The organism is Mesorhizobium sp. RCC_202, assembly GCF_041355295.1.
Classification (GTDB): domain Bacteria; phylum Pseudomonadota; class Alphaproteobacteria; order Rhizobiales; family Rhizobiaceae; genus Mesorhizobium.
On record NZ_JBFUPO010000009.1, the window covers coordinates 219,610 to 239,742 of the forward strand.

Consider the following 20,133-nt stretch of genomic DNA (forward strand, 5'->3'; position numbering starts at 1 on the left):
GGTCTCCGATTCGTCTCAAGCCGGGAAGTCGGCTGAGCCTAGGAGACCGACGGCCAAGGAAGCAATGGTGAGCAGCACCACGCCGAGCGCCAAAGCCCAGGCAACGGCCGTGCAGCCGCAGGACAGCAACGCCGTCGTGCCGATGCGGCCCTCGCGCCTGGCGGCCAAAGCCTCGTTGGCGAGCATGAATGGTCCCGCGCAGGCGGTTGCGCCCAGCGAGCGCAGGATATGGGCGGGCGAAACATAGGGCTCGGCGAATGCAAGTCGCCGGCCGGAGGCCAGTTCCATGGCCGATCCCGTCAGTCCGCAAGCGGTCAGGCCGACCGCGAAAGCATAAAGAGCAAGCAGCAAGGGTTCCATCTTTACCAACCGTTTACCATGACATCGCACAGTCGTCCCCATGCGCTGCAAGAGCCATGCCGCGCCTTCTGTGCCGCCGAAGGACAGGTGAGCGGATCGGGGAACGCGAATGAGAGAGGCAACCGTTGCCGAGAGCCCCGACATCCAGATCGTCGATTCGACCTTCATGAAGCGGGTTTTCTTTGCGTTTGCGGCGCTCGCGCTGCTGTCGGTGGCGATCAGCCTCGGCGGCAAATGGCTGGGACGGTCGATCGCGCTCGCCGGCTATACGGATGAGACCGTGCTGCGCCACATCGTCATGGGCGACAATGTGATCGCCGTGCCGGCCAACTTCATCCGCTTCGACCAGGCCCGGCGCGACGGCATCGCCTCACGCCTCGACCTCTATCTTCGCTATCCGGAAATGGACGGCTACAGCACGGCCGCGCGCGACGACTTCAACCAAGTGACGACCAAGAAGATCGTCTTCCTGTCGTTCGAGCCGAAAATGATGTCGCGCGACATGAGCGGCCGCTTCGCGCCGATCTACAGCGCGCTGATCGAAAAGCCGGGCACGCCGGGTCCAGGTGGCACGACGATTTATGCCTTCACCGAAAAATCAGGCTATCTCAACGAAGTGCTCGCTGTCGCCGAACGCCCCGGCAAGGATCCGTTCGTCGCGCGCTGCCTCAGCGGACCGAGCGCTGAGGAGTCGCTGGCGCCTTGCGAACGCGACATCCAGGTCGGCGATGACCTCAGCCTGACCTACCGCTTTCCCAGGGAACTGCTGGGCGACTGGCCGGCACTCGACGCGGCGATCGCGGCCAAGGTGGCCGGCATTCTAAAGACGGGACGCTGACGATCCCGATATCGCTACTGCGGTGTGGTTTTCGCGCTAGCGGCCAGAAACACGTCGTTCCAGAAACGCACATATTCAAAATGCTGACCGCGCGTCAGCCATGCCCTGTTGGCAGGGTCGGTCGGATCTCCGCCAAACAACACCGGATTTACTTCCGCGAGTTGCATCTCCGGATGAGAATCCCTGTCCTCCCGTGGAGCCAGCATTGCCTGCCATTCGCCAAATCCGGTTGCGACGACATTCATGTATTTCCAATTCATGCCGACAAACGGGATTTGAACCACCTGCCTACGGACGAGCGCAAATCGAAACCGAACGCTTCCGTAGAGCCATCGGAACCGATCAAGATAAGACCAGGGGCGAGAGTTTGAACTCGGTATTCGTTGTTGAACGGCTCGATGTCCTCCCCGGCCCAAAGAAAAACAAGTTCGTCGCGACAAACCCACTGGGAGTTGCCGCAACGTTCCAAAAAATCAAGATAAGAGGAAGGAAGCGATAGCGCGGCCAGCTCGATTTTGCCTGGAATGTGCGACATACCGCGCGCCCTCCGCTCTCCCGCTGTCTCAGCTAGCCTGGCTCAACGCTTCAACGTCAACGGCGCCAAGATACCGACTGGCATCGGGCTGACAAGGCGCGCTAATGGTTTGGCATGATGCCAGCCTATCTTGCCTTCGATGCTGCCAGCCGCCGCCTGCGGCTCGACCCGCACGAGCCGGCTTTCGTGCAGAACCCGTATGAGGCCTATGCCTTCCTCCACGGCGCGGCGAACGCTTTCTTCTGGGAAGACTACGGTTTCTGGTGCTTTGGCGGTTTCGACGACGTCAACCGCCTGCTGCGCGACCGCCGCTTTGGACGCCAGAACCCGGCGGGCATTCCCGACAGCCGCGGCGTTGGTGACGATCGCTCGCATCTGACGGCTTTTGACGGCATCGAAGCCAATTCGATGCTGGAGCTCGAGCCGCCTATGCACACCAGGCTGCGCACGCTGGTCAACCGCGCTTTCGTCTCGCGCCAGGTCGAACGGCTGCGGCCACGCATCGAAATCCTTGCCAATGAGCTGATCGACCGCTTCGCACCGGGCGGCGTCGATCTCCTGCCGGCCTATGCCTCGCCCTTGCCGATCACCATCATTGCCGAGATGCTCGGCGTTCCCATCGAAATGGGGCCGCAACTGCTCGACTGGTCGCACCGGATGGTCGCCATGTATATGCATGGCCGCAGACGCGAAATCGAGGATACCGCCAATCGCGCCGCGCACGAGTTTTCGGATTTCCTGCGCGGCTACGTCGCCGAGCGACGTCGGAAACCAGGTGACGACCTGCTTTCGCTGCTGATCGATGCCCAGGACAACGGCCAGAAGCTGTCCGAGGACGAGCTTGTGTCGTCAGCTATCCTTCTGCTCAATGCCGGCCACGAGGCGACCGTGCACCAGACCGGCAATGCGGTGCGGTCGATCCTGGCGCAAGGCGGCGATCCGCGCCGCTTCTTCGCAACGCCGGAGGCGAATGCCGCGACGGTCGAGGAATGCCTGCGTTTCGACGCGCCGCTGCATATGTTCCTGCGCTATGCCTATGAGGAGATGGAGGTGTCGCCGGGCATTCTGGTCAAGCCCGGCGAGATGGTGGCGATGCTGCTCGGCATGGCCAATCACGACCCGCAGGCCTTTTCCGGACCCGACACGTTCAATCCGGCACGCACCGACCAGAAGAATGTGTCCTTCGGCGCCGGCATCCATTTCTGCATCGGCGCACCGCTGGCGCGGCTGGAACTACAGGTATCGTTGAAGGCGTTGTTCGAACGGCTGCCGTATCTAAGGCTGGCCGAGGCGCCGCGATTTCGCGATACTTACCACTTCCATGGGCTGGAAAGGCTTGCCGTTACCTTTTGACCGGTGAATCGGCCTGCCCTGAGGAGCTGAACCACCATCCGAGACCCGAGTCATGAAATTCGCCTTCCTGCAGGAACCGCCGTTTTGCTTGACCAATGCTAGCGGCAGGCTTGGCGGCTGCGATGCGGTGCTCGCCGAGAAGATCTGTCAGATGCTCGAACTCGCGGATTTTTCATCGATCGAGACCGAGTTTGGCGAACTGCTTCCCGGCTTAGTCGACGGCCGCTGGGACATGACGACCGGCCTTTTCATCTCAGAGGAGCGCAGCCAGCTCGTGGACTTCACCCGGCCGATCTGGTCGTTGCCGGATGGGCTGATGGTCGCCAAAGGCAATCCGTTTGACTTGGACGGCTACCGGGCACTCGCCCGCCAGCAGTCGGCTGTGCTCGGCGTGATATCGGGCCAGATCCAGCATCGAACGGCGATGCAAAATGGTGTCCCGCCCGAGCGGATCAGGGCATTCGCAACGCAAGCCGAGGCGGCGGAGGCGGTGGCCACAAGTACCGTGCAGGCCTACGCCAGCGTCGCGATGGCGCATCGCGGCTATGTTGCACGAAGACCGGGGGCGCCGCTTGATGTTGTCGATGTACCCGCGTCCGAAAAGCAGCCCGCCGCGGGTGCATTTGCTATTTCCAAGGGCAACGATGACCTGCGTGATCGCCTAGATCAATGCCTGGGCAGCCTGCTTGGGAGCCCATGGCACCGAAAGCTGATGGCCGGCTTCGGTTTTGCCAAAGCCGACATCGACCGACTCTTGTGAAGCCCGGCGTGCCTAAAGCCGGATCACATATTCCTTGCGGGTGGTCTCGAGCACTTCCCAAGTGCCTTTGAACCCAGGCCTCAGCACAAAACTGTCGCCGGCGCGCACGGTGCGGGCTTCGCCACCGTCCTCGGCGATCACCGACACACCGGACAGGATGTGGCAGAACTCCCATTCATCGTAGACGATGCGCCATTTGCCGGGTGTTGCTTCCCATATGCCGGCATAGAGGCCGCCGTCGCGCTCCTCGACATTCCAGGTGCGGAATTTCGGATCGCCCGAGATCACACGGTCCGGGGCCAGCGCGCCATGCTCGGCGTCGACGCTGTCGGTCGAAATGGTCAGATAGTGCGTGGACAGGATTTGCCTCCAACAGTGAGTAGTGAGTAGTGACGAGTCACCCGCGCGTCGACGGAGCGCTTTCTACTCACTACTCACTACTCACTACTCACTCAAAAAATCAAACCTCGGCCAAGGCATGTTCGAGGTCGGCGACGATGTCGTTGACGTCCTCGATGCCGATCGACAGGCGGACCGTGTCGGGGCCGGCGCCGGCCGCGACCTTTTGCTCGTCGGTGAGCTGGCGGTGCGTGGTCGAGGCCGGATGGATGACCAGCGACTTGGTGTCGCCGACATTGGCGAGATGCGAGAAGAGTTCCAGCGCCTCGACGAACTTGACGCCCGCCTCGTAGCCGCCTTTGAGGCCGAAGGTGAAGACGGCACCGGCGCCCTGCGGCGAGTATTTCTTCTGCAGCGCATTGTTCTTGTCGCTTGGCAGGCCGGGATAGTTCACCCAGGCGACCTTGGGATGGTTGGACAGCCAGCCGGCAACGGTGATTGCGTTGTCGCAATGGCGCTGCATGCGCAGCGGCAGGGTTTCCAGCCCGGTGAGGATCAGGAAGGCGTTGAAGGGCGAGATCGCCGGGCCAAGGTCGCGCAGGCCAAGCACGCGCGCGGCGATCGCGAAGGCGAAATTGCCAAAGGTCTCGTGCAGGACGATGCCGCCATATTCCGGGCGCGGTTGCGACAGCATCGGATATTTGCCCGACTTCGACCAATCGAAGGTGCCGCCGTCGATGAGGGCGCCGCCGATCGAATTGCCATGACCGCCGATGAACTTGGTCAGCGAGTGAACGACGATGTCGGCGCCGTGCTCGATCGGCCGCACCAGATAGGGCGAGGCCAGCGTGTTGTCGACGATCAGCGGCAGGCCGTGCTTGCGAGCGATGTCGCCGATCTTCTCGATGTCGACGAACGTGCCGCCCGGATTGGCGAGGCTTTCGATGAAGATCGCCTTGGTCCTGTCGTCGATCTGGCTCTCGAAGGTCGAAATGTCGTTGGTGTCGGCCCAGCGCACCTCCCAGCCATAATTCTTGAAGGCATGGCCGAACTGGTTGATCGAACCGCCATAGAGTTTGTTGGCGGCGATGAAATTGTCGCCCGGCTGCATCAGATTGTGGAATACCAGCACCTGCGCGCCATGGCCGGAGGCAACGGCGAGCGCGGCCGTACCGCCTTCGAGTGCAGCAAGCCGCTCTTCGAGCACAGCCTGCGTCGGGTTCATGATGCGCGTGTAGATGTTGCCGAAGGCCTTTAGCCCAAACAGCGAGGCGGCGTGGTCGGCGTCATCGAAGACGTAGGAGGTCGTCTGGTAGATCGGCGTGGCGCGCGCGCCGGTCGCTGGGTCGGGCTTTGCGCCGGCGTGAACGGCAAGTGTGTTGAAACCGGGCGTACGGGTCATCGAAACCTCCCTCTACTGACTTGTCTTGAAAATCGCCGGGCATTCTTGGCGAAGTGCGGCTATGAATGCAAAGAAGAAAATACCTTTCGGCAGGCGATCTGGAACGAACGCCCGGGAAAATCCATTTCTTCCCGGAATAATTTTGCGCGCCTGGCGGGCAGCCTATTTCTGTCGAACGCCGAAGCTTTGAAAACCCTGCCGCATCAGCGGCTTCTTCGACGACAGCACGCCGGAATTGACGCCGGTCCAGCCGATCTCGCCGGACAGTTTGCCGTATTCGATCTTCGGGCAGCGGTTCATCACCACCTTCATGCCGGCGGCCTCGGCGCGGGCGGCTGCCACGTCATCGCGCACGCCGAGCTGCATCCACAGCACCTGTGGCAGCGGATCGAGCTTCAGCACCTCCTCGACAATGCCAGGCACCGCCGGGGAAGCGCGAAAAATGTCGACCATGTCGACCGGCTGCGGCAGGTCGGCCAGGCTGGCGTAGACCGTGCGTCCCAGTATCTCCTTACCGGCATGGCCGGGATTGATCGGGAAGACCGAAAAGCCCTTGGCCAGAAGATATTTCAGCACGAAGTAGCTTGGCCGCACATCGTTGGGCGAGGCGCCGACCATGGCGATCGTCTTCACCGAATTGAGGATGCCGCCAATGTATGAATTGTCGTAGCTATCGTGGTTCATGCGGCTTCCTGCGGTAGTGATAGCGATAGAGTTCACGATTGAACCCAAGCGAGGCATAGAGCGCACGGCCGGCCAAATTGTCGGCCACCACCTGCAGGCACGCCGCCGATGCACCCGCCCGTCGCGCCCAGTCGATGAGGCCGCCTACCGTCTTGCGACCCAGGCCTTGCTGCCTGAAACGGCCGTCGGTTTCAACCGATTCCACCACAAGCAACCCGTTGCGGATGACACCATAGGCCAGAGCGGCAATTTCGCTGTCGCGCCGACAGGAAACGAACGCGCGGTCGCCGACGATCAGCCCGGTCATCTCGCGAAAGACACGGCGATCGGTATCGTCATAGGCGCCCATGCGAAACCGCGCCGCGAACCAGTCCTCACCCGGCACGGGCGAAGCCGTGACGTGTTCATCCCGGACCTCGGCAAGGTCGTCGATCCCGGCAAGGAGGTGGATGGTTCCTCCTTCCAGCTGGTAGCCGCGCCGGTCGAGGGCGGGTTCGAGCTCGTTGGCGATGTCGGGCACGCGAAACAGCGGCGTCTGGCCGTGGCGCGCATAGAACGCCTCGGCGGCATCGATGACCCCGTCAGCTGCGCCGCGCTCGCCGCGCAAGGGATTGGCCGAATTGGCACGCCGGATCCGCCCACCCGATTGTCTGAGCAACCAACCGCCCACAACCGTCTCGGCTGCCGCCGGCCAGCCTTCGCGGCAAGCCTGCTCGATCCGCCAATTGAGATCGTCATCGCCGGCAGTCATTCGTCATCCTCCCGCAGCGCTTCCTCCATAAAAGCCTGCGGGTCGCGGCAGAAGTCGCGCATCATGCGAAAATGATCGGTGTCGCGAAAATCGGTCGGATCGAGGCCGAAGCGGCTGATGCGGAAGAGCCGCGCATTGGGGCAGGCCATCAGCAGCGGCGAGTGCGTGGCCATGATCACCTGCGCGGTGCCGGACTGCTCCATGCGCTGAAGCAGTTTCAAGAGTTCGATCTGGCGCGTCGGTGACAGCGCGCTTTCAGGTTCGTCGAGGATATAGATGCCTTGCCGGCGGCAGCGTTCCTCGAAGAAGCGGATGAAGCCCTCGCCGTGCGACCAGGACAGGAAATCGGGTGGCGGCGGCTTGAACGGATCTTCCAGCGCCGCCTTATCGAGATAGCGGGCGACCGAGTAGAAAGATTCGGCGCGGAAGAACCAGCCGGCGGTGACCTTCGGCAGCCAATGAGCCCGGAATGTACCGGCGAGTGACGCGCCGCTCTTGTCGATGGCAATCGAATGATCGACTGGCATATAGCCCTTGCCACCACCCGCCTCGTCATAGCCGGCCAGCGCGCCGATGGCTTCGAGCAGCGTCGATTTGCCGGTGCCGTTCTCGCCGACGATGATGGTGATAGGGGTTGTGAATGCGAGCTCGAATTCGCGCTCCCGAAAGATCGACAGGTTCCAGGGATACTGATCCCAGTCGGTGACCCGAGAGGGCTCGAGCAGGATGCGCTTGAGGTAGGGCGCTTTCAGCCGCGTCAGTTGCTTGCGGGCAGCCACGTCGGACCCTCAACGATTGAAACGCGTGGCTCCATTGCGGGTTGGCTACTCGTCGGTCCATTCCGGCTTGCGCTTGCCGATGAAGGCGCCGATGCCTTCCTCGGCGTCGCGCGCCAGCATGTTCTCCACCATCACGCGGCCGGTATAGGCGTAGGCGTCGGCCAGCCCCATTTCGGCCTGGGCGTAAAAAGCCTCCTTGCCGGTGCTGACGACCAAAGACGATTTTGAAGCAATTGTTTGCGCGTATTTGTTGACAACCTGATTAAGATATTCGCGCGGCACGATGCGGTTGATCAGGCCGAAGTCCTTGGCGGTGGCGGCGTCGATCGTCTCGCCGGTGAGAAGCATTTCCATCGCCTGCTTGCGCGAGACGTTGCGCGACAGCGCCACCATCGGCGTCGAGCAGAACAGGCCGATGTTGACGCCCGGCGTGCAGAAACTCGCTTCATGCGAGGCAATGGCGAGGTCGCAGCTCGCGACCAGCTGCAGCCCGGCGGCGGTGGCGAGGCCATCGACTTCGGCAATCACCGGCTTCGGATGGCGCACGATCGTCTGCATCAAGGTCGCGCAGGCTCCAAATGTCTTCTCGAAGAACGCCTTGCCACGGTCGGGCTCGGCGCGATGCGCGGTGATCTCCTTGAGATCGTGGCCGGCGCAGAACACTTTTCCGGATGCGGCGAGGATGATGACGCGCACGGATTTGTCGTCTTCCGCGCGATCGAACTCAGCCTGCAGCGCAGCCATCGTCGCCAGCGAGAGCGCATTGGCCGGGGGGCTGGCGAGCGTGAGGCGCAGAACGCCTTTGTCCTTACTGGCAAAAACGGGGCCTTCGGCGACGGCCGGCTTCATGGCAACGACTTCAGCCACTTTTAAAACCTCCGGGGTCAGCGTTCGCATGGAGCAACACAACTACCACGCTGCCGGTTGAAGAACAGCCGCGAGACGTGTTTTCTCCGTCACACCGTTTGGTCCAGGCGGATCGCGCCTGGGGCCTTTCTCTCCATATAGGGAACCGAGCATGCCTGCCCAAAGCAATCTGAAGCCGGTGCTGACCGCGCCAGAGGTCAACCGCTTAATGGCAAGCGTCTATCCGCAGTTGAACGACCAGTTCACCTTCTACGAAGCGCTGGATGTGTTTCCGGGCGGCTGCACGGTGCGGCTCAATGCCGATGAGCGGCATTTGCGACCGGGCGGCACCGTTTCGGGGCCATCGCTGTTCACACTCGCCGACATAGGCGGCTATGTCTGCGTGCTTTCGCATGCCGGACCGGACGCGCTTTCGGTCACCACCAATCTCAACATCAACTTCGTGCGCAAGGCCGAGGCCGGTCCGATCGACGGCCATTGCCGGATTCTCAAGCTCGGCCGGAGCCTGATGGTGTTCGACATCGACATCGTTGCCGGGCCTGACAAGCACACTGTGGCGCATGCAACCGGCACCTATTCGATCCCGCCGAAACGGGTCACCTAAGGCGTCAGTCGGACCAAGGCAGCGAGAAAGCTTCCCAGTGGGCAAGCAACCGACTAGTTTGCACCCACGGTCGGCACCCGAGACTGAGTCCTTGGCAACGAACTCCACCTCTACTGGACATGAAGCCAGCGATGCGGGATGGCTTGATTTGCACTTCGAGTCGTCGCGTCCTGAATATGAACAGGCACTGCGTGCGATAGGCATTCAGCCGGGTTGGGCGGTTCTGGACGCCGGCTGCGGTGGCGGCAGCTTCTTGCCTGTCCTGCGTGACTTGGTTGGCCCGAGCGGAACGATCGATGTGATCGACCTGGCGCCCGAGAACATCGCGCGGGTGAAGGGCTGGGCACTGGACGTTGGGCAGGAGCCGACCATCCGCGCCCAAACTGGCAACGTTCTGGAATTGCCCTTTGTTGACGCTTCCTTCGACTGCGTCTGGTCAGCCAATGTCATGCAGTACCTGACCCCGGGCGAGTTTGCTCAAGCGGTCCGGGAAGCTTGCCGTGTCCTGAAGCCCGGCGGGACGCTGGCCATCAAGGACTTCGATTCGACTGTGCTGCATATCCTGCCGATCGACCAGAGCGTTCTCTCGCGTTTCATGTCGATCCGCTTGCAGGCATTCCGCGACAAGGGGGTATTGGGAACCGATTGCGGGTCGACGCTGCCCGCTCGCCTTCGAGCCGCCGGCGTCACACCTTTATGGCGCAAGGGTTGGCTCGTGGAACGCTGGGCACCCGTTTCGTCTTTCACACGCGCCTATATCACCGATCTCCTGGCTTACTTCGCATCCGTTTCAACGACTTACGACCTCAGTCAGGACGACCGTAGCTATTGGCAGCGCCTGGGCCAAAATCCGGGCGATCTGCTCGACCAGCCTGATTTCTGCTATCGAGAGCTCTTTGTCCTTACGGTCTGTCGTATGACGTAAAGGTCTTGGATTGGATCGGGGATAGCGACGCGCTACTGGGTCGATCCCAGCTTGCCTACCGCGCTTGCCGAGGCAACTGCCTAGTCTCTAGTTCCATTCACGCCGAACCATTTCGATGTGGTAAAATAATACCTTTCCAGCAAGCCATTGGTTTTGCTGGATTTTGCGTACAAACTCGCCCTTCCTACGCCTTGACGCAACCGCCACCCTCGCCTATAAGCCATCCCGAAGCAGCGGCCCGCAAAGGCCGCCGTTTTGTTATTGGCGGCGGGCAAGCGCTTTTCGCCAATCCAAGCAACAAGAAACGCCTTCCTCGTGAAGGTCAGAACCGAGAGCAGAAAACATGACAACCTTTTCGCAGAAGCCTGCGGATGTGGTGAAGAAGTGGATCCTGATCGACGCCGAAGGTCTCGTCGTCGGTCGCCTGGCCACTGTCATCGCCAACCATCTTCGCGGCAAGCACAAGCCGACCTTCACCCCGCATGTCGACGACGGCGACAATGTCATCGTCATCAATGCCGACAAGGTGGTGTTCACCGGCAAGAAGTTCACCGACAAGGTCTATTACTGGCATACCGGCCACCCCGGCGGCATCAAGGAGCGCACCGCGCGCCAGCTGCTCGAGGGTCGTTTCCCGGAGCGTGTCGTCGAGAAGGCCGTTGAGCGCATGGTCCCGCGTGGCCCGCTCGGCCGTCGACAGATGAAGAATTTGCGCGTCTATGCAGGCGCCGAGCATCCGCATGTCGCCCAGCAGCCCGAAGTTCTCGACGTGGCCAAGCTGAATTCCAAGAACAAGAAGGTCGCATAAGATGGCTGAGCTTTCCTCGCTCGCAGAACTGGGCGCCGCCACCGGCAACACCAACACCCAGGCTGCCGCGCCCGTCCACGTCCAGAAGCTCGACAAGTCGGGCCGCGCCTATGCCACTGGCAAGCGCAAGAACGCCATCGCGCGCGTCTGGGTGAAGCCGGGTTCCGGCAAGATCGTCGTCAACGAGAAGGAATTCGCGGCCTATTTCGCGCGTCCGGTGCTGCAGATGATCCTCAACCAGCCGATCGTGGCGGCCAACCGCGCCGGCCAGTACGACATCATCGCCACCGTCGTCGGCGGCGGTCTCTCCGGCCAGGCCGGTGCCGTGCGTCACGGCATCTCCAAGGCGCTGACCTACTATGAGCCGGCGCTGCGCGCGGTGCTCAAGAAGGGCGGCTTCCTGACCCGCGACAGCCGCGTCGTCGAACGTAAGAAGTACGGCAAGGCCAAGGCCCGCCGCAGCTTCCAGTTCTCGAAGCGCTAAGCTTTACGGCTTACAGGTTTCTCGAAAGGCCGCCTCCGGGCGGCCTTTTGTTTTCGCCCAGCTAGTGACCACGCCCCACCGGCGTCTTGATGTAGTCGATGAAGGCGCGCAGCGGCGCCGGCACCAGACGCCGCCCGGGATAGTAAAGGAATGGTCCGGAAAACTCCTGCCACCACGGCTCGAGGACGGGCTCCAGCGCGCCACTTTTAAGGTGCGGGCGCACCCAATCCTCGAAGAGCCAAAGAATGCCGACGCCAGCGATGGCCGCTTCGATGGCAAGGTCTACGCCGCCACCGATGCTGACGATCAGCGGCCCGGTGGTGTCGACCCGCACCACCTCACCCTCACGCTCGAATTCCCAGGGCGTCATCGCCCCACTGGGAAAACGGCCGCGAATGCAGGCATGACCAAGCAATTCGCTGGGGTGTTGCGGCCGACCGTGACGATCCAGATAGGCCGGTGCCGCCGAGGCGGTGAAGCGTTGGACGCGCGGCCCGATCGGCACCGCGATCATATCCTGCTCCAACCGCTCGTCATAGCGGATGCCGGCATCGCAGCCGGCCGCCAGCAGATCGACAAAGCTTTCCTCGGCAATCACCTCCAGCCGGATCGCCGGATAAGCGGCAAGAAATCCCGGCACGATTTTCGGCAGCACCAGCCGTGACGCGCTGATCGGCACGTTGAGCCGCAGCGTGCCTGCCGGCCGGTCGCGAAAACCGTTGACCACGTCGAGCGCCGCTTCGACCTCGCCCAGTGCCGGCCCGAGCCGCGCCAGCAGGCTCGCGCCGGCCTCGGTCAAGGCGACGCTGCGCGTGGTGCGGTTGAACAGCCTGACGCCCAGTTGGGTCTCGAGACGCCGGATGGCCTCGCTGAGCGCGGACGCGCTACCCGCCGTCGCGCGGGCGCCCTCGCGAAAACCGCCGGCGCGCGCCACGACCAGGAATGCCTGGAGATCGTTGAGGTCGGTTGAAGCCATTGTTCGAAAACCCGCACAAGCCGTTTGGATTATGCCTGATTATCGAGACAGCGACTATGCCCTATCTCTCTCGCCAACAGGATCAGGAGAAGCAGCATGTCCAGTATCGATAAATCCGGCACCTACAAACTCGGCGACCGCTCGGTCCGTCGCCTCGGCTACGGCGCCATGCAGCTTGCTGGCCCCCATGTTTTCGGTCCGCCCAAGGATCATGACGCGGCCATAGCGGTGCTGCGCGAAGCGGTTGCGAGTGGGGTCAACCACATCGACACCAGCGACTACTACGGTCCGTATGTCACCAACCAGCTGATCCGCGAAGCGTTGGCGCCCTATCCGCAAGATCTGGTCATCGTCACCAAGATCGGAGCACGGCGCGGCAGCGACGCCTCCTGGCTTCCCGCCTACTCACCCAAGGAACTCAAGCAGGCCGTGCATGACAATCTGCGCAATCTCGGACTTGAGGTGCTCGACGTCGTCAATCTGCGTATCATGTTCGGCATGGGCCCGACCGAGGGCTCGATCGAAGCGCAGCTGACAGCGCTTGCCGAACTGCAGCGCAAGGGCCTGGTGCGCCATATCGGGCTGAGCAACGTCACGCATGCACAGATCAAGGAAGGTCGCGGAATCGCCGAGATCGTCTGTGTGCAGAACCAGTACAATCTGGCGCACCGGGATGATGACGGATTGATCGACGAATTGGCGCGCGCCGGCATCGCCTACACGCCGTTCTTCCCGCTCGGCGGTTTCAGCCCGCTGCAGTCCTCGACTTTGTCGGATGTGGCCGAACGTCTTGACGCGACGCCGCTGCAAGTGGCGCTCACCTGGCTGCTGCAGCGTTCGCCCAATGTGCTGCTGATCCCGGGGACATCGTCAATCGCGCATCTGCGGGAGAACCTGGCGGCTGCGGAGTTGAAGCTCTCGGAGGACGTGTTGGCCGAGTTGGATGGAGTGGCGAAGGCGGCGTAGGCCGGCGCGACTAGCTGATCTCCCCCTTTGTGGGGGAGATGGCCGGCAGGCCAGAGGGGGGCGCGAAGGAACGCTGACCTGGAAGGCTTGCGATCTTCTGTGTAGAGCGTGGTGGCTCACATTGGATATGCCGGCGGGACAGCGCCCCTCTCTGCCCTGCCGGGCATCTCCCCCACAAGGGGGGAGATCAGCTGTGTTGGCGCTGGCTCTCAATTAATGCTCGCCGTATGCGGCTCGGCAGTCTTGCCATCTGTCGTATACGGCACGCGAAACCCGTTGGCCGTCAGCCAGTCGATCGCCGCCTTCGGCTCGTCGGTCTGGATGATGGTGGCGCCGCGGTCGACCCAGAAACCCCAGGCTTCGCGCGGCAAGCTGGCGGCGACTGCGAGCTCGTCGCCGCGGCCGCCGGCGAGGAAGCCGCCCGGCTTGTTGACGATGGCGTAAGTGTCGGCCCAGAGATGCCAGTCGCCGCGAGCGGCCTCTGCCCGCATGCGGGTGCTGAACAACGGGCCACCGGTCGCGGTCAGCGTCTCGGCGCCGTTGCGCCAATTGATGAGCTCGACGGCATGTGGCGCGAAGGCCTTGTCGACATCGCTGGCGAAAGCGGCGTCGGACACGGCGTCGTCGGCGAGGATCGGCATGAACTGAAAGCCGCCACCAGCCTTGGCGAGCGCGGCCCTGGCGGTGTCGATGCGCTGGCCGTTCCATAGATTTTCCTTGACGATGACCTGATCGACCATGCCGAGATCGCGCGCCACCGCGATCATGCCGGGCAGGTCCGTCACATCCAGCTTGTTGTCGAGGTTGATGAGAATCCGGTCCCTTGTCGCCAGCAGCATCTCGCGCAGTGTCGATACCGGTTCGCTGGTGACGGCGCCGGTGCCTTCGATGACCAGCCGGCATTTCTTCAGTTCGGCCAGCGCATAGTTCACCACCTCGCCCTTGCAGGTGGTCGTGCGGTCGAGCCAGCTGTCATGCATGACGACAAACACGCCGTCCTTCGAGCGCCGGATGTCGACCTCGACGATCTCGGCGCCGATGGCGATCGAACCTTCGACCGCGGCCAGCGGATTCTCGGCATAAAGCGTCTTGCCGGCCTGCATGCTGCCGGCGCGATGGGCGGCGATCATCACATGGTCGCGCCACTGGTTGGCGTGCTCGAAGCGCTCGAGGATCTGACTGGCCCGCGTCCCGCCGGCTAAGCTTTGCCCCGCCATCGAGGCAAGGGCAGCGGAGAACAGCAGGCTCAGCCAGAGTGCTCGCATCGGGAATCGCTCCGTTCCGGGTCGCAACCCGGTTAGGCGATGCCCATGACAGGCCGGTGAACGAAGCCGGCTAGCTGTCTGGCCGGAAGCTGCCCTAGATTCTCTTAGCGAGGCGCCGGAACCAGGCCAGCGCTGGCATTTCAACGAAGCGCCAGGTGAACCAGGACGCAAAGACGACGGCGACCAGCATGGTCACGAGGGCGATGAAGCCGAGCCATGGCGATCCGGCGCCGAAGCCGGTGGCCGGATCGCCGCGCAGCATAAGGTCGCCAACGATGCCGTGGCCGAGCTTGCGCTCGAGGATGCCGCCGACATTGATCATGCGGGCCTGGATGAAGAGGTGGACCATGTAAATCGAATAGGAGAGCGCGCCCAGCATCAGCATCGGGCGGCTGCGCAGCAAGGCGCTGATCCAACCGCCTTCGTGGGCAAAGAGATAGAGCGCGAGCGCGAAGACGAATGGCGCGGCAATGCCGGCATCGTTGGTTCCGGCAACCGATACGAACACCCCGATCACCGCGATCATCGCGAACTCGGCCAGCGTCCAGGCGATACGCCCTGCCCCGCCGGCCAGCGACTGTCGCGCCGCTGCAATGGAATCGTGCTGAAACCAGGCCAGAAGCGCGCCAAGCGAAAAGCCGTACAGGCAGCGGATGAAGCCGAAATCGAAAGACACGTCCATATGGTGGGTCGAGACAGCAAGCAGGAACAAGGGCGCCGTGACCGCCGCGGCGAGGAACCAGATCCAGGCGCGCCTCCCGGTCGCAAAGACGACGCCGGCAAACAGAAGATAAGCAAAGAACTCGGCCGAAATGCTCCAGCTCGGCGCATTCCAGCTCAGATGGTCCTGAACGCCCATGCCTTGCAGCAGCAGCAGGTTGGCGAGCAGGCCTTTCAAGTCGAAGCCGCCGGTGAAGGGTGCCGGGCCTGTCCCGTGCACCGCCGGCAGCACCAGCCGCAGCGCCTCGAAGCCGGCGAAGGCGACCAGCATCAGCACATGCAGCGGATAGATACGGCCAAAACGCACCAGCGCGAACCGGCCGAGTTCATCCGGCTCGCCGAGCCGGCCGCCATAAGAGCTGGCGATGACGAAACCGGACAGGACAAAGAAGAAATCGACGAACAAATAGGAGCCGCCGACAAAGGCGCTTTGCGAAATCATCGAGCTGGTCGGGAAATGATACAGCGCCACCAGCAACGCGCAAATGCCGCGCCAGGAATCGAGCACCAGGAAGCGCTCGCCCGCCCGCGTGCCGGCACGGGTCGCCGCCGGAGCGGGTGCAAGGTTCAGCAAGGCAGCGTGCGTCATGATGATACAAATCCTGTGTTGCCATGGCACTGACCGCGCGCCATTTGCTCTCCGCAAGCTGTGACTGGCATGTTGCGTGCCGGTTCTGTAGTTGTGGCTGCCCGACGAAAACCGAGGACAAATAATGGCGAACCAAGAGATCGACCACGCCTTCACAGCCCGCTCCAAAACAGGCGCGTCGTTCGAGCCGACCTATGCCGGCGCGCTGTCGTTCATGCGGCGCAAATATTCCAAGGACGTGAAAGGCGCGGACGCGGTGGTATGGGGCGTTCCTTTCGATGCCGCCGTCACCAACCGCCCTGGTGCGCGCTTCGGGCCGCAGGCGATCCGCCGCGCCTCGGCGATCCTCGACAACGACCCGCAATACCCGTTCTCGCGCGACCTGTTCGAACACCTCTCGGTGGTCGACTATGGCGATTGCCTGCTCGACAGCGGCAACCACCAGAAGACGCCCGGCACGATCGAACGCGAGGCGGCCAAAATCCTGAAATCAGGCGCTTTCCTTTTGACGCTCGGTGGCGACCATTTCGTCACCTGGCCGATCCTGAAAGCCCATGCAGCCATCCACGGCCCGCTGGCGCTGGTGCAGTTCGACGCGCATCAGGACACCTGGCCCGATGACGGCAAGCGCATCGACCACGGCTCCTTCGTTGCGCGGGCAGTCAACGAGGGCATCATCGACCCGGACCGCTCGATCCAGATCGGCATCCGCACGCATGCGCCCGACAGCTTCGGCATCAAGATCCTCTACGGCCATGAGGTCGAGGAGATGCGCGCCTCCGACATCGCCTATGCGATCGTCGACCGCACCGGCGGCAGGAAGACCTATCTCACCTTCGACATCGACTGCCTTGACCCGGCCTTCGCGCCCGGCACAGGCACACCGGTCGCCGGCGGTCCGTCCTCGGCAAAGATGCTGTCGACGCTGCGTCAGCTCGGCCAGGTCGACATCGTCGGCGCCGACATCGTCGAGGTTGCGCCGGCCTACGATCATGCCGATATAACGGCGATCGCCGGATCGATCATCGCCATGCACTATCTCGGCCTGCTGGCGGAGCGAAAAGCGCGGGCTGAGGACTTGAACAACGGAAATCATGCCGCGATAAATCACGCGCACGGCATATAGGCTTGGAATCGCAGGGAATTTGGCAAGAGATGAAACCGAAGATCTTCATTGACGGCGAGCACGGCACGACTGGATTGCAGATCAGGGCGCTGCTGGCCGATCGCGGCGACCTGGAAATCATCTCGATCCCGACGGAGCGCCGCAAGGAAGCCGCCGCGCGCGCCGAATTCCTCAATGCCGCCGATGTCGCGATCCTGTGCCTGCCGGATGCCGCGGCCAAGGAAAGCGTCTCGCTGATCGAGAACGACACGACCAAGGTGATCGACGCCTCGACCGCGCATCGCGTGGCCGAGGGCTGGGAATACGGCTTTGCCGAGCTCGACAAGGATCAGGCGAAGAAGATCGCCGGCGCGAAGCGCCTCGCCAATCCGGGCTGCTGGCCGCAAGGTCCGATCGCGACGCTCAGGCCGCTGGTCTCTGCCGGGCTTTTGCCGGCGGATTTCCCGGTCACCGTCAACGGCATCTCCGGCTATTCCGGCGGTGGCAGGCCGATGATCGAGGACTATGTCGGCAAGGGCGAGGATGCGCCCGAGTTCCTGCCCTATGGGCTAACGCTGCAGCACAAGCACGTGCCGGAGCTCAGGACCTATGCGAAGCTCTCGAACGACCCGATCATGCAGCCGGCGGTCGGCAATTTCGCGCAAGGCATGATCACGGTGGTGCCGCTGCAGCTCGGCGGGCTTGATCGTGTGCCGACCGGCGCTGAACTCCATGCGGCGATCGCCGACCATTTCGCCGCGATCGACGGCGGCGTGGTCGAGGTCGCGCCCTATACGCACATGGAGCGCATGCCCGAGATCGATCCGGAGGTGTTCAACGGCACCAACCGGATGAAGGTCTACGTGTTTGCCAATGACGACCGGGCGCAGGCGCTGCTGCTTGCCGTCTACGACAATCTCGGCAAGGGCGCGTCAGGCGCCGCGGTGCAGAACCTCGACCTGATGCTCGGCATCAAGCACTGAGTACTCATGCAGGCCTTTCCTGAGCGCTGGAAGGTCAGCGCGCCCGAACTCATTGCCGAAACCTTCTCCAGCCGCATCTGGAAGGTCGCGCGGGACGATGGCTCGGTTGCCATCGTCAAGGACCTGAAGCCTTTCGACGATATCGCGGATGAATTGCGCGGCGAGCATTACCTCGCCTGGCGGCGCGGCGAAGGCGCGGTGCGGCTGCTCGGCCGTGACGGCCACCGCATGCTGCTCGAATATGCCGGAGACAGGCTGCTTTCCGAACATCTTGCGGAACATGGCGACGAGGCCGCGACGGCGATTGCCGCCGAGGTTTTGGCGAAGCTGCTATCCCCATCCGAGCACGCGCCTCCGGCCGACCTGCAGCCGTTGCGGGAACGATATGTAAGCTTGTTTCGAGCGGCCAAGGCCGATCAGGAAGCCGGGCGACACAGCCTCTACGTCGAGGCGGCGGCGATCGCCGAGCGGTTGCTTGCCGACCCGCATACAGTCCGCCCGCTGCATGGCGACCTGCACCATGACAACATCCTGTTTGGGCCGCGCGGCTGGCTGGCGATCGACCCCAAGGGCGTGCTCGGCGATCCCGGCTTCGACGCGGCGAACCTGTTCTACAACCCGCTCGACCGCGACGATCTCTGCCTCGATCCACGCCGCATCGGGCATATGGCTGAGGTGTTCGGCAAGACGCTCGGACTGTCGCCGCGCGCCATCCTCGACCATGCGATCGCCTATGGCTGTCTGTCGGCCGCGTGGCATCGCGAGGACAAGAACGCGGTCGACGAGAACCGGGAACTGGCCGTCGCCGAAGCCGTTCGAACGGTTCAATCGCAGTTCTGATCGCCGGCTGTCAGCTTCTGACGTTTATCTCGGTCGGCAGCGGGTAAGCCCCTTTGGTGCCACGCCAATGCGCGGCGGCGAAGCCGAGCAGCACAAGCGCGATCGCCTGATGCGTCAACGCCATGTGCAGCGGCACCTGCATCAAGAGCGTGCCGATGCCGATCGAAGCCTGGACGACCACCAGCAGGAACAGAAGCGTGGCGCGGCGCGCATGCGTGGTGCCGGGCTGACGCCGCCAGGTGGCGATCAAGTGCCAGAGCACGACCAGAAAGATCGTGTAGGCGCCGATCCGATGCACGAACTGCACAGTTTTGGGGTTTTCGAAGAAGTTCAGCCAGGCGGGTTTCAGGAGAAGCAGATCGGACGGGATCACTTTTCCGTCCATCAGCGGCCATGTGTTGTAGGAAAGGCCGGCATGCAGCCCGGCGACTAGGCCGCCGAGATAGATCTGGATCAGCACCAAAAGCACGATGAAGCCGGCGAGCCGCTGCGTCGACCGGTCGGCGGCAGGTTCGGAATGCGGCGCCAGCCCGCGCGCGACCACCATCGTTGCGATGAAGATCACTGAGGCCAGCGTCAGGTGCGTCGCCAGCCGGTACTGGCTGACCGAGACGCGGTCGACCAGACCCGAAGCCACCATCCACCAGCCGATGGCGCCTTGCAGTCCGCCGAGTGCCAGAATGCCGATGAGCTTCGGTCCAAGGCCGGGTTCGATGCGACGCATCGCCCAGAAAAAGACGAGCGGCAGGGCGAAAACGAAGCCAAGCAGGCGCGCGATAATCCGGTGCGCCCATTCCCACCAGAAGATCGATTTGAAATCTTCCAGGCTCATGCCCTTGTTGATCTCGGTATATTGCGGGATCTGCTGGTAGCGCTGGAATTCTTCCTGCCATTCGGTGTCGTTGAGCGGCGGGATGACGCCGTGGATCGGCTGCCACTCGGTGATCGACAGGCCCGAGCCGGTCAGACGGGTGGAGCCCCCGACCAGCACCAGCGCGAACAACAAGAGCAGCACGAAATACAGCCAGCCGCGCACCAGGGCGCGATTGTGCAACTCGCGAACGCGAGCGGCGTAAGGGGCCGTGGCGGTGATGGCAGCCATATGCTTTCCGGCGGTTCGAAACGCCGAAGTGGTGGACCAAGGCTTGCGCCGTGGCAAGGCCGGACAGCGCGGCACGCCGTCGCGCCGGCCCGCGACGG

24 protein-coding genes are annotated in these 20,133 nt (G+C 62.9%); 11 read left to right on the forward strand and 13 right to left on the reverse strand.

Features of this window, described 5'->3' with window-relative positions; translation table 11 throughout:
* Positions 1 to 15 precede the first annotated feature (15 nt).
* On the reverse strand, positions 16 to 360 hold the full coding sequence (locus AB6802_RS21450; protein WP_371012169.1) for a hypothetical protein: 345 nt from the start codon (positions 358 to 360) through the stop codon (positions 16 to 18).
* Positions 361 to 469: 109 nt separating this feature from the next.
* Here AB6802_RS21450 and AB6802_RS21455 point away from each other — a divergent pair, with 109 nt between their 5' ends.
* Positions 470 to 1,198: a hypothetical protein gene (locus AB6802_RS21455; protein WP_371012170.1), complete on the forward strand. Its 729-nt coding sequence runs from the start codon at positions 470 to 472 to the stop codon at positions 1,196 to 1,198.
* Positions 1,199 to 1,212: 14 nt separating this feature from the next.
* Here AB6802_RS21455 and AB6802_RS21460 read toward each other — a convergent pair whose 3' ends face one another.
* Both AB6802_RS21460 and AB6802_RS21465 read right to left on the reverse strand, forming a co-directional pair.
* The gene (locus tag AB6802_RS21460) at positions 1,213 to 1,443 is read right to left on the reverse strand and encodes a hypothetical protein (RefSeq protein WP_371012171.1); all 231 of its coding nucleotides are present in this window, start codon (positions 1,441 to 1,443) and stop codon (positions 1,213 to 1,215) included.
* Positions 1,444 to 1,454: 11 nt separating this feature from the next.
* On the reverse strand, positions 1,455 to 1,733 hold the full coding sequence (locus tag AB6802_RS21465; RefSeq protein ID WP_371012172.1) for a hypothetical protein: 279 nt from the start codon (positions 1,731 to 1,733) through the stop codon (positions 1,455 to 1,457).
* 114 nt (positions 1,734 to 1,847) lie between these two features.
* On the opposite strand from AB6802_RS21465, the gene AB6802_RS21470 reads away from it, so the two are divergent.
* On the forward strand, positions 1,848 to 3,086 hold the full coding sequence (locus AB6802_RS21470) for a cytochrome P450 (RefSeq protein WP_371012173.1): 1,239 nt from the start codon (positions 1,848 to 1,850) through the stop codon (positions 3,084 to 3,086).
* A gap of 52 nt (positions 3,087 to 3,138) precedes the next feature.
* Positions 3,139 to 3,846, forward strand: a complete 708-nt coding sequence (locus AB6802_RS21475; protein WP_371012174.1) for a transporter substrate-binding domain-containing protein — start codon at positions 3,139 to 3,141, stop codon at positions 3,844 to 3,846.
* A 12-nt stretch (positions 3,847 to 3,858) separates the two neighbouring features.
* Here the strand turns inward: AB6802_RS21475 and AB6802_RS21480 are convergent, their stop codons facing one another.
* From AB6802_RS21480 to AB6802_RS21505, 6 genes are all read right to left on the reverse strand, one after another.
* Complete coding sequence (locus AB6802_RS21480) at positions 3,859 to 4,206, reverse strand: cupin domain-containing protein (RefSeq protein WP_371012280.1); 348 nt, start codon at positions 4,204 to 4,206, stop codon at positions 3,859 to 3,861.
* Positions 4,207 to 4,306: 100 nt separating this feature from the next.
* A complete protein-coding gene (locus AB6802_RS21485) occupies positions 4,307 to 5,587 on the reverse strand; it encodes an O-acetylhomoserine aminocarboxypropyltransferase (RefSeq protein ID WP_371012175.1) in 1,281 nt (426 codons plus the stop codon).
* 162 nt (positions 5,588 to 5,749) lie between these two features.
* On the reverse strand, positions 5,750 to 6,271 hold the full coding sequence (locus AB6802_RS21490) for a CoA-binding protein (RefSeq protein ID WP_371012177.1): 522 nt from the start codon (positions 6,269 to 6,271) through the stop codon (positions 5,750 to 5,752).
* A complete protein-coding gene (locus tag AB6802_RS21495) occupies positions 6,258 to 7,022 on the reverse strand; it encodes a GNAT family N-acetyltransferase (protein WP_371012178.1) in 765 nt (254 codons plus the stop codon). The genes AB6802_RS21490 and AB6802_RS21495 overlap by 14 nt, the downstream gene beginning before the upstream one ends.
* The gene (locus AB6802_RS21500) at positions 7,019 to 7,801 is read right to left on the reverse strand and encodes an AAA family ATPase (protein WP_371012179.1); all 783 of its coding nucleotides are present in this window, start codon (positions 7,799 to 7,801) and stop codon (positions 7,019 to 7,021) included. The genes AB6802_RS21495 and AB6802_RS21500 overlap by 4 nt, the downstream gene beginning before the upstream one ends.
* A gap of 45 nt (positions 7,802 to 7,846) precedes the next feature.
* The gene (locus tag AB6802_RS21505; RefSeq protein WP_371012180.1) at positions 7,847 to 8,668 is read right to left on the reverse strand and encodes an enoyl-CoA hydratase; all 822 of its coding nucleotides are present in this window, start codon (positions 8,666 to 8,668) and stop codon (positions 7,847 to 7,849) included.
* 151 nt (positions 8,669 to 8,819) lie between these two features.
* Between AB6802_RS21505 and AB6802_RS21510 the strand changes: the two genes are divergently transcribed.
* The 4 genes from AB6802_RS21510 (at position 8,820) to rpsI (ending at position 11,489) form a co-directional block, all read left to right on the forward strand.
* Positions 8,820 to 9,272, forward strand: a complete 453-nt coding sequence (locus tag AB6802_RS21510; protein WP_371012181.1) for a PaaI family thioesterase — start codon at positions 8,820 to 8,822, stop codon at positions 9,270 to 9,272.
* A 91-nt stretch (positions 9,273 to 9,363) separates the two neighbouring features.
* Positions 9,364 to 10,197, forward strand: coding sequence for a class I SAM-dependent methyltransferase (locus AB6802_RS21515; protein WP_371012182.1), 834 nt, complete (start codon positions 9,364 to 9,366; stop codon positions 10,195 to 10,197).
* A gap of 343 nt (positions 10,198 to 10,540) precedes the next feature.
* Positions 10,541 to 11,005, forward strand: a complete 465-nt coding sequence (gene rplM, locus AB6802_RS21520; protein ID WP_010915638.1) for a 50S ribosomal protein L13 — start codon at positions 10,541 to 10,543, stop codon at positions 11,003 to 11,005.
* A gap of 1 nt (position 11,006) precedes the next feature.
* Entirely contained in the window at positions 11,007 to 11,489 is a 483-nt protein-coding gene (gene rpsI, locus AB6802_RS21525; RefSeq protein ID WP_371012183.1) for a 30S ribosomal protein S9, read from the forward strand.
* 61 nt (positions 11,490 to 11,550) lie between these two features.
* On the opposite strand, the gene AB6802_RS21530 is transcribed toward rpsI, so the two are convergent.
* Positions 11,551 to 12,465, reverse strand: coding sequence for a LysR family transcriptional regulator (locus AB6802_RS21530; RefSeq protein ID WP_371012184.1), 915 nt, complete (start codon positions 12,463 to 12,465; stop codon positions 11,551 to 11,553).
* 96 nt (positions 12,466 to 12,561) lie between these two features.
* Between AB6802_RS21530 and AB6802_RS21535 the strand changes: the two genes are divergently transcribed.
* Positions 12,562 to 13,431: an aldo/keto reductase family oxidoreductase gene (locus AB6802_RS21535; protein ID WP_371012185.1), complete on the forward strand. Its 870-nt coding sequence runs from the start codon at positions 12,562 to 12,564 to the stop codon at positions 13,429 to 13,431.
* 209 nt (positions 13,432 to 13,640) lie between these two features.
* Here AB6802_RS21535 and AB6802_RS21540 read toward each other — a convergent pair whose 3' ends face one another.
* Positions 13,641 to 14,696, reverse strand: a complete 1,056-nt coding sequence (locus tag AB6802_RS21540; protein ID WP_371012186.1) for a glycerophosphodiester phosphodiesterase family protein — start codon at positions 14,694 to 14,696, stop codon at positions 13,641 to 13,643.
* A gap of 94 nt (positions 14,697 to 14,790) precedes the next feature.
* Entirely contained in the window at positions 14,791 to 16,005 is a 1,215-nt protein-coding gene (locus AB6802_RS21545) for an acyltransferase family protein (protein ID WP_371012187.1), read from the reverse strand.
* 124 nt (positions 16,006 to 16,129) lie between these two features.
* On the opposite strand from AB6802_RS21545, the gene speB reads away from it, so the two are divergent.
* From speB to AB6802_RS21560, 3 genes are read left to right on the forward strand one after another with little or no spacing between them, the layout of a single operon-like run.
* Positions 16,130 to 17,131: an agmatinase gene (gene speB, locus AB6802_RS21550; RefSeq protein WP_371012188.1), complete on the forward strand. Its 1,002-nt coding sequence runs from the start codon at positions 16,130 to 16,132 to the stop codon at positions 17,129 to 17,131.
* Between the two features lie 29 nt (positions 17,132 to 17,160).
* The gene (gene argC, locus AB6802_RS21555) at positions 17,161 to 18,093 is read left to right on the forward strand and encodes an N-acetyl-gamma-glutamyl-phosphate reductase (RefSeq protein WP_371012189.1); all 933 of its coding nucleotides are present in this window, start codon (positions 17,161 to 17,163) and stop codon (positions 18,091 to 18,093) included.
* 6 nt (positions 18,094 to 18,099) lie between these two features.
* Positions 18,100 to 18,933 carry an aminoglycoside phosphotransferase family protein gene (locus AB6802_RS21560; protein ID WP_371012190.1) on the forward strand — a complete coding sequence of 278 codons (834 nt, stop codon included), beginning with the start codon at positions 18,100 to 18,102 and terminating at the stop codon, positions 18,931 to 18,933.
* Positions 18,934 to 18,943: 10 nt separating this feature from the next.
* On the opposite strand, the gene AB6802_RS21565 is transcribed toward AB6802_RS21560, so the two are convergent.
* The gene (locus AB6802_RS21565; RefSeq protein WP_371012191.1) at positions 18,944 to 20,035 is read right to left on the reverse strand and encodes a COX15/CtaA family protein; all 1,092 of its coding nucleotides are present in this window, start codon (positions 20,033 to 20,035) and stop codon (positions 18,944 to 18,946) included.
* Between the last annotated feature and the right edge of the window lie 98 nt (positions 20,036 to 20,133).

What these genes read in the sequence shown, in the direction of transcription:
- AB6802_RS21450 (WP_371012169.1), bottom strand. Translation starts at nt 360, where the DNA reads ATGGAACCCTTGCTGCTTGCTCTTTATGCTTTCGCGGTCGGCCTGACC.
- AB6802_RS21455 (WP_371012170.1), top strand. Translation starts at nt 470, where the DNA reads ATGAGAGAGGCAACCGTTGCCGAGAGCCCCGACATCCAGATCGTCGAT.
- AB6802_RS21460 (WP_371012171.1), bottom strand. Translation starts at nt 1,443, where the DNA reads ATGAATGTCGTCGCAACCGGATTTGGCGAATGGCAGGCAATGCTGGCT.
- AB6802_RS21465 (WP_371012172.1), bottom strand. Translation starts at nt 1,733, where the DNA reads ATGTCGCACATTCCAGGCAAAATCGAGCTGGCCGCGCTATCGCTTCCT.
- AB6802_RS21470 (WP_371012173.1), top strand. Translation starts at nt 1,848, where the DNA reads ATGATGCCAGCCTATCTTGCCTTCGATGCTGCCAGCCGCCGCCTGCGG.
- AB6802_RS21475 (WP_371012174.1), top strand. Translation starts at nt 3,139, where the DNA reads ATGAAATTCGCCTTCCTGCAGGAACCGCCGTTTTGCTTGACCAATGCT.
- AB6802_RS21485 (WP_371012175.1), bottom strand. Translation starts at nt 5,587, where the DNA reads ATGACCCGTACGCCCGGTTTCAACACACTTGCCGTTCACGCCGGCGCA.
- AB6802_RS21490 (WP_371012177.1), bottom strand. Translation starts at nt 6,271, where the DNA reads ATGAACCACGATAGCTACGACAATTCATACATTGGCGGCATCCTCAAT.
- AB6802_RS21495 (WP_371012178.1), bottom strand. Translation starts at nt 7,022, where the DNA reads ATGACTGCCGGCGATGACGATCTCAATTGGCGGATCGAGCAGGCTTGC.
- AB6802_RS21510 (WP_371012181.1), top strand. Translation starts at nt 8,820, where the DNA reads ATGCCTGCCCAAAGCAATCTGAAGCCGGTGCTGACCGCGCCAGAGGTC.
- rplM (WP_010915638.1), top strand. Translation starts at nt 10,541, where the DNA reads ATGACAACCTTTTCGCAGAAGCCTGCGGATGTGGTGAAGAAGTGGATC.
- rpsI (WP_371012183.1), top strand. Translation starts at nt 11,007, where the DNA reads ATGGCTGAGCTTTCCTCGCTCGCAGAACTGGGCGCCGCCACCGGCAAC.
- AB6802_RS21530 (WP_371012184.1), bottom strand. Translation starts at nt 12,465, where the DNA reads ATGGCTTCAACCGACCTCAACGATCTCCAGGCATTCCTGGTCGTGGCG.
- AB6802_RS21535 (WP_371012185.1), top strand. Translation starts at nt 12,562, where the DNA reads ATGTCCAGTATCGATAAATCCGGCACCTACAAACTCGGCGACCGCTCG.
- AB6802_RS21540 (WP_371012186.1), bottom strand. Translation starts at nt 14,696, where the DNA reads ATGCGAGCACTCTGGCTGAGCCTGCTGTTCTCCGCTGCCCTTGCCTCG.
- AB6802_RS21545 (WP_371012187.1), bottom strand. Translation starts at nt 16,005, where the DNA reads ATGACGCACGCTGCCTTGCTGAACCTTGCACCCGCTCCGGCGGCGACC.
- speB (WP_371012188.1), top strand. Translation starts at nt 16,130, where the DNA reads ATGGCGAACCAAGAGATCGACCACGCCTTCACAGCCCGCTCCAAAACA.
- argC (WP_371012189.1), top strand. Translation starts at nt 17,161, where the DNA reads ATGAAACCGAAGATCTTCATTGACGGCGAGCACGGCACGACTGGATTG.
- AB6802_RS21560 (WP_371012190.1), top strand. Translation starts at nt 18,100, where the DNA reads ATGCAGGCCTTTCCTGAGCGCTGGAAGGTCAGCGCGCCCGAACTCATT.
- AB6802_RS21565 (WP_371012191.1), bottom strand. Translation starts at nt 20,035, where the DNA reads ATGGCTGCCATCACCGCCACGGCCCCTTACGCCGCTCGCGTTCGCGAG.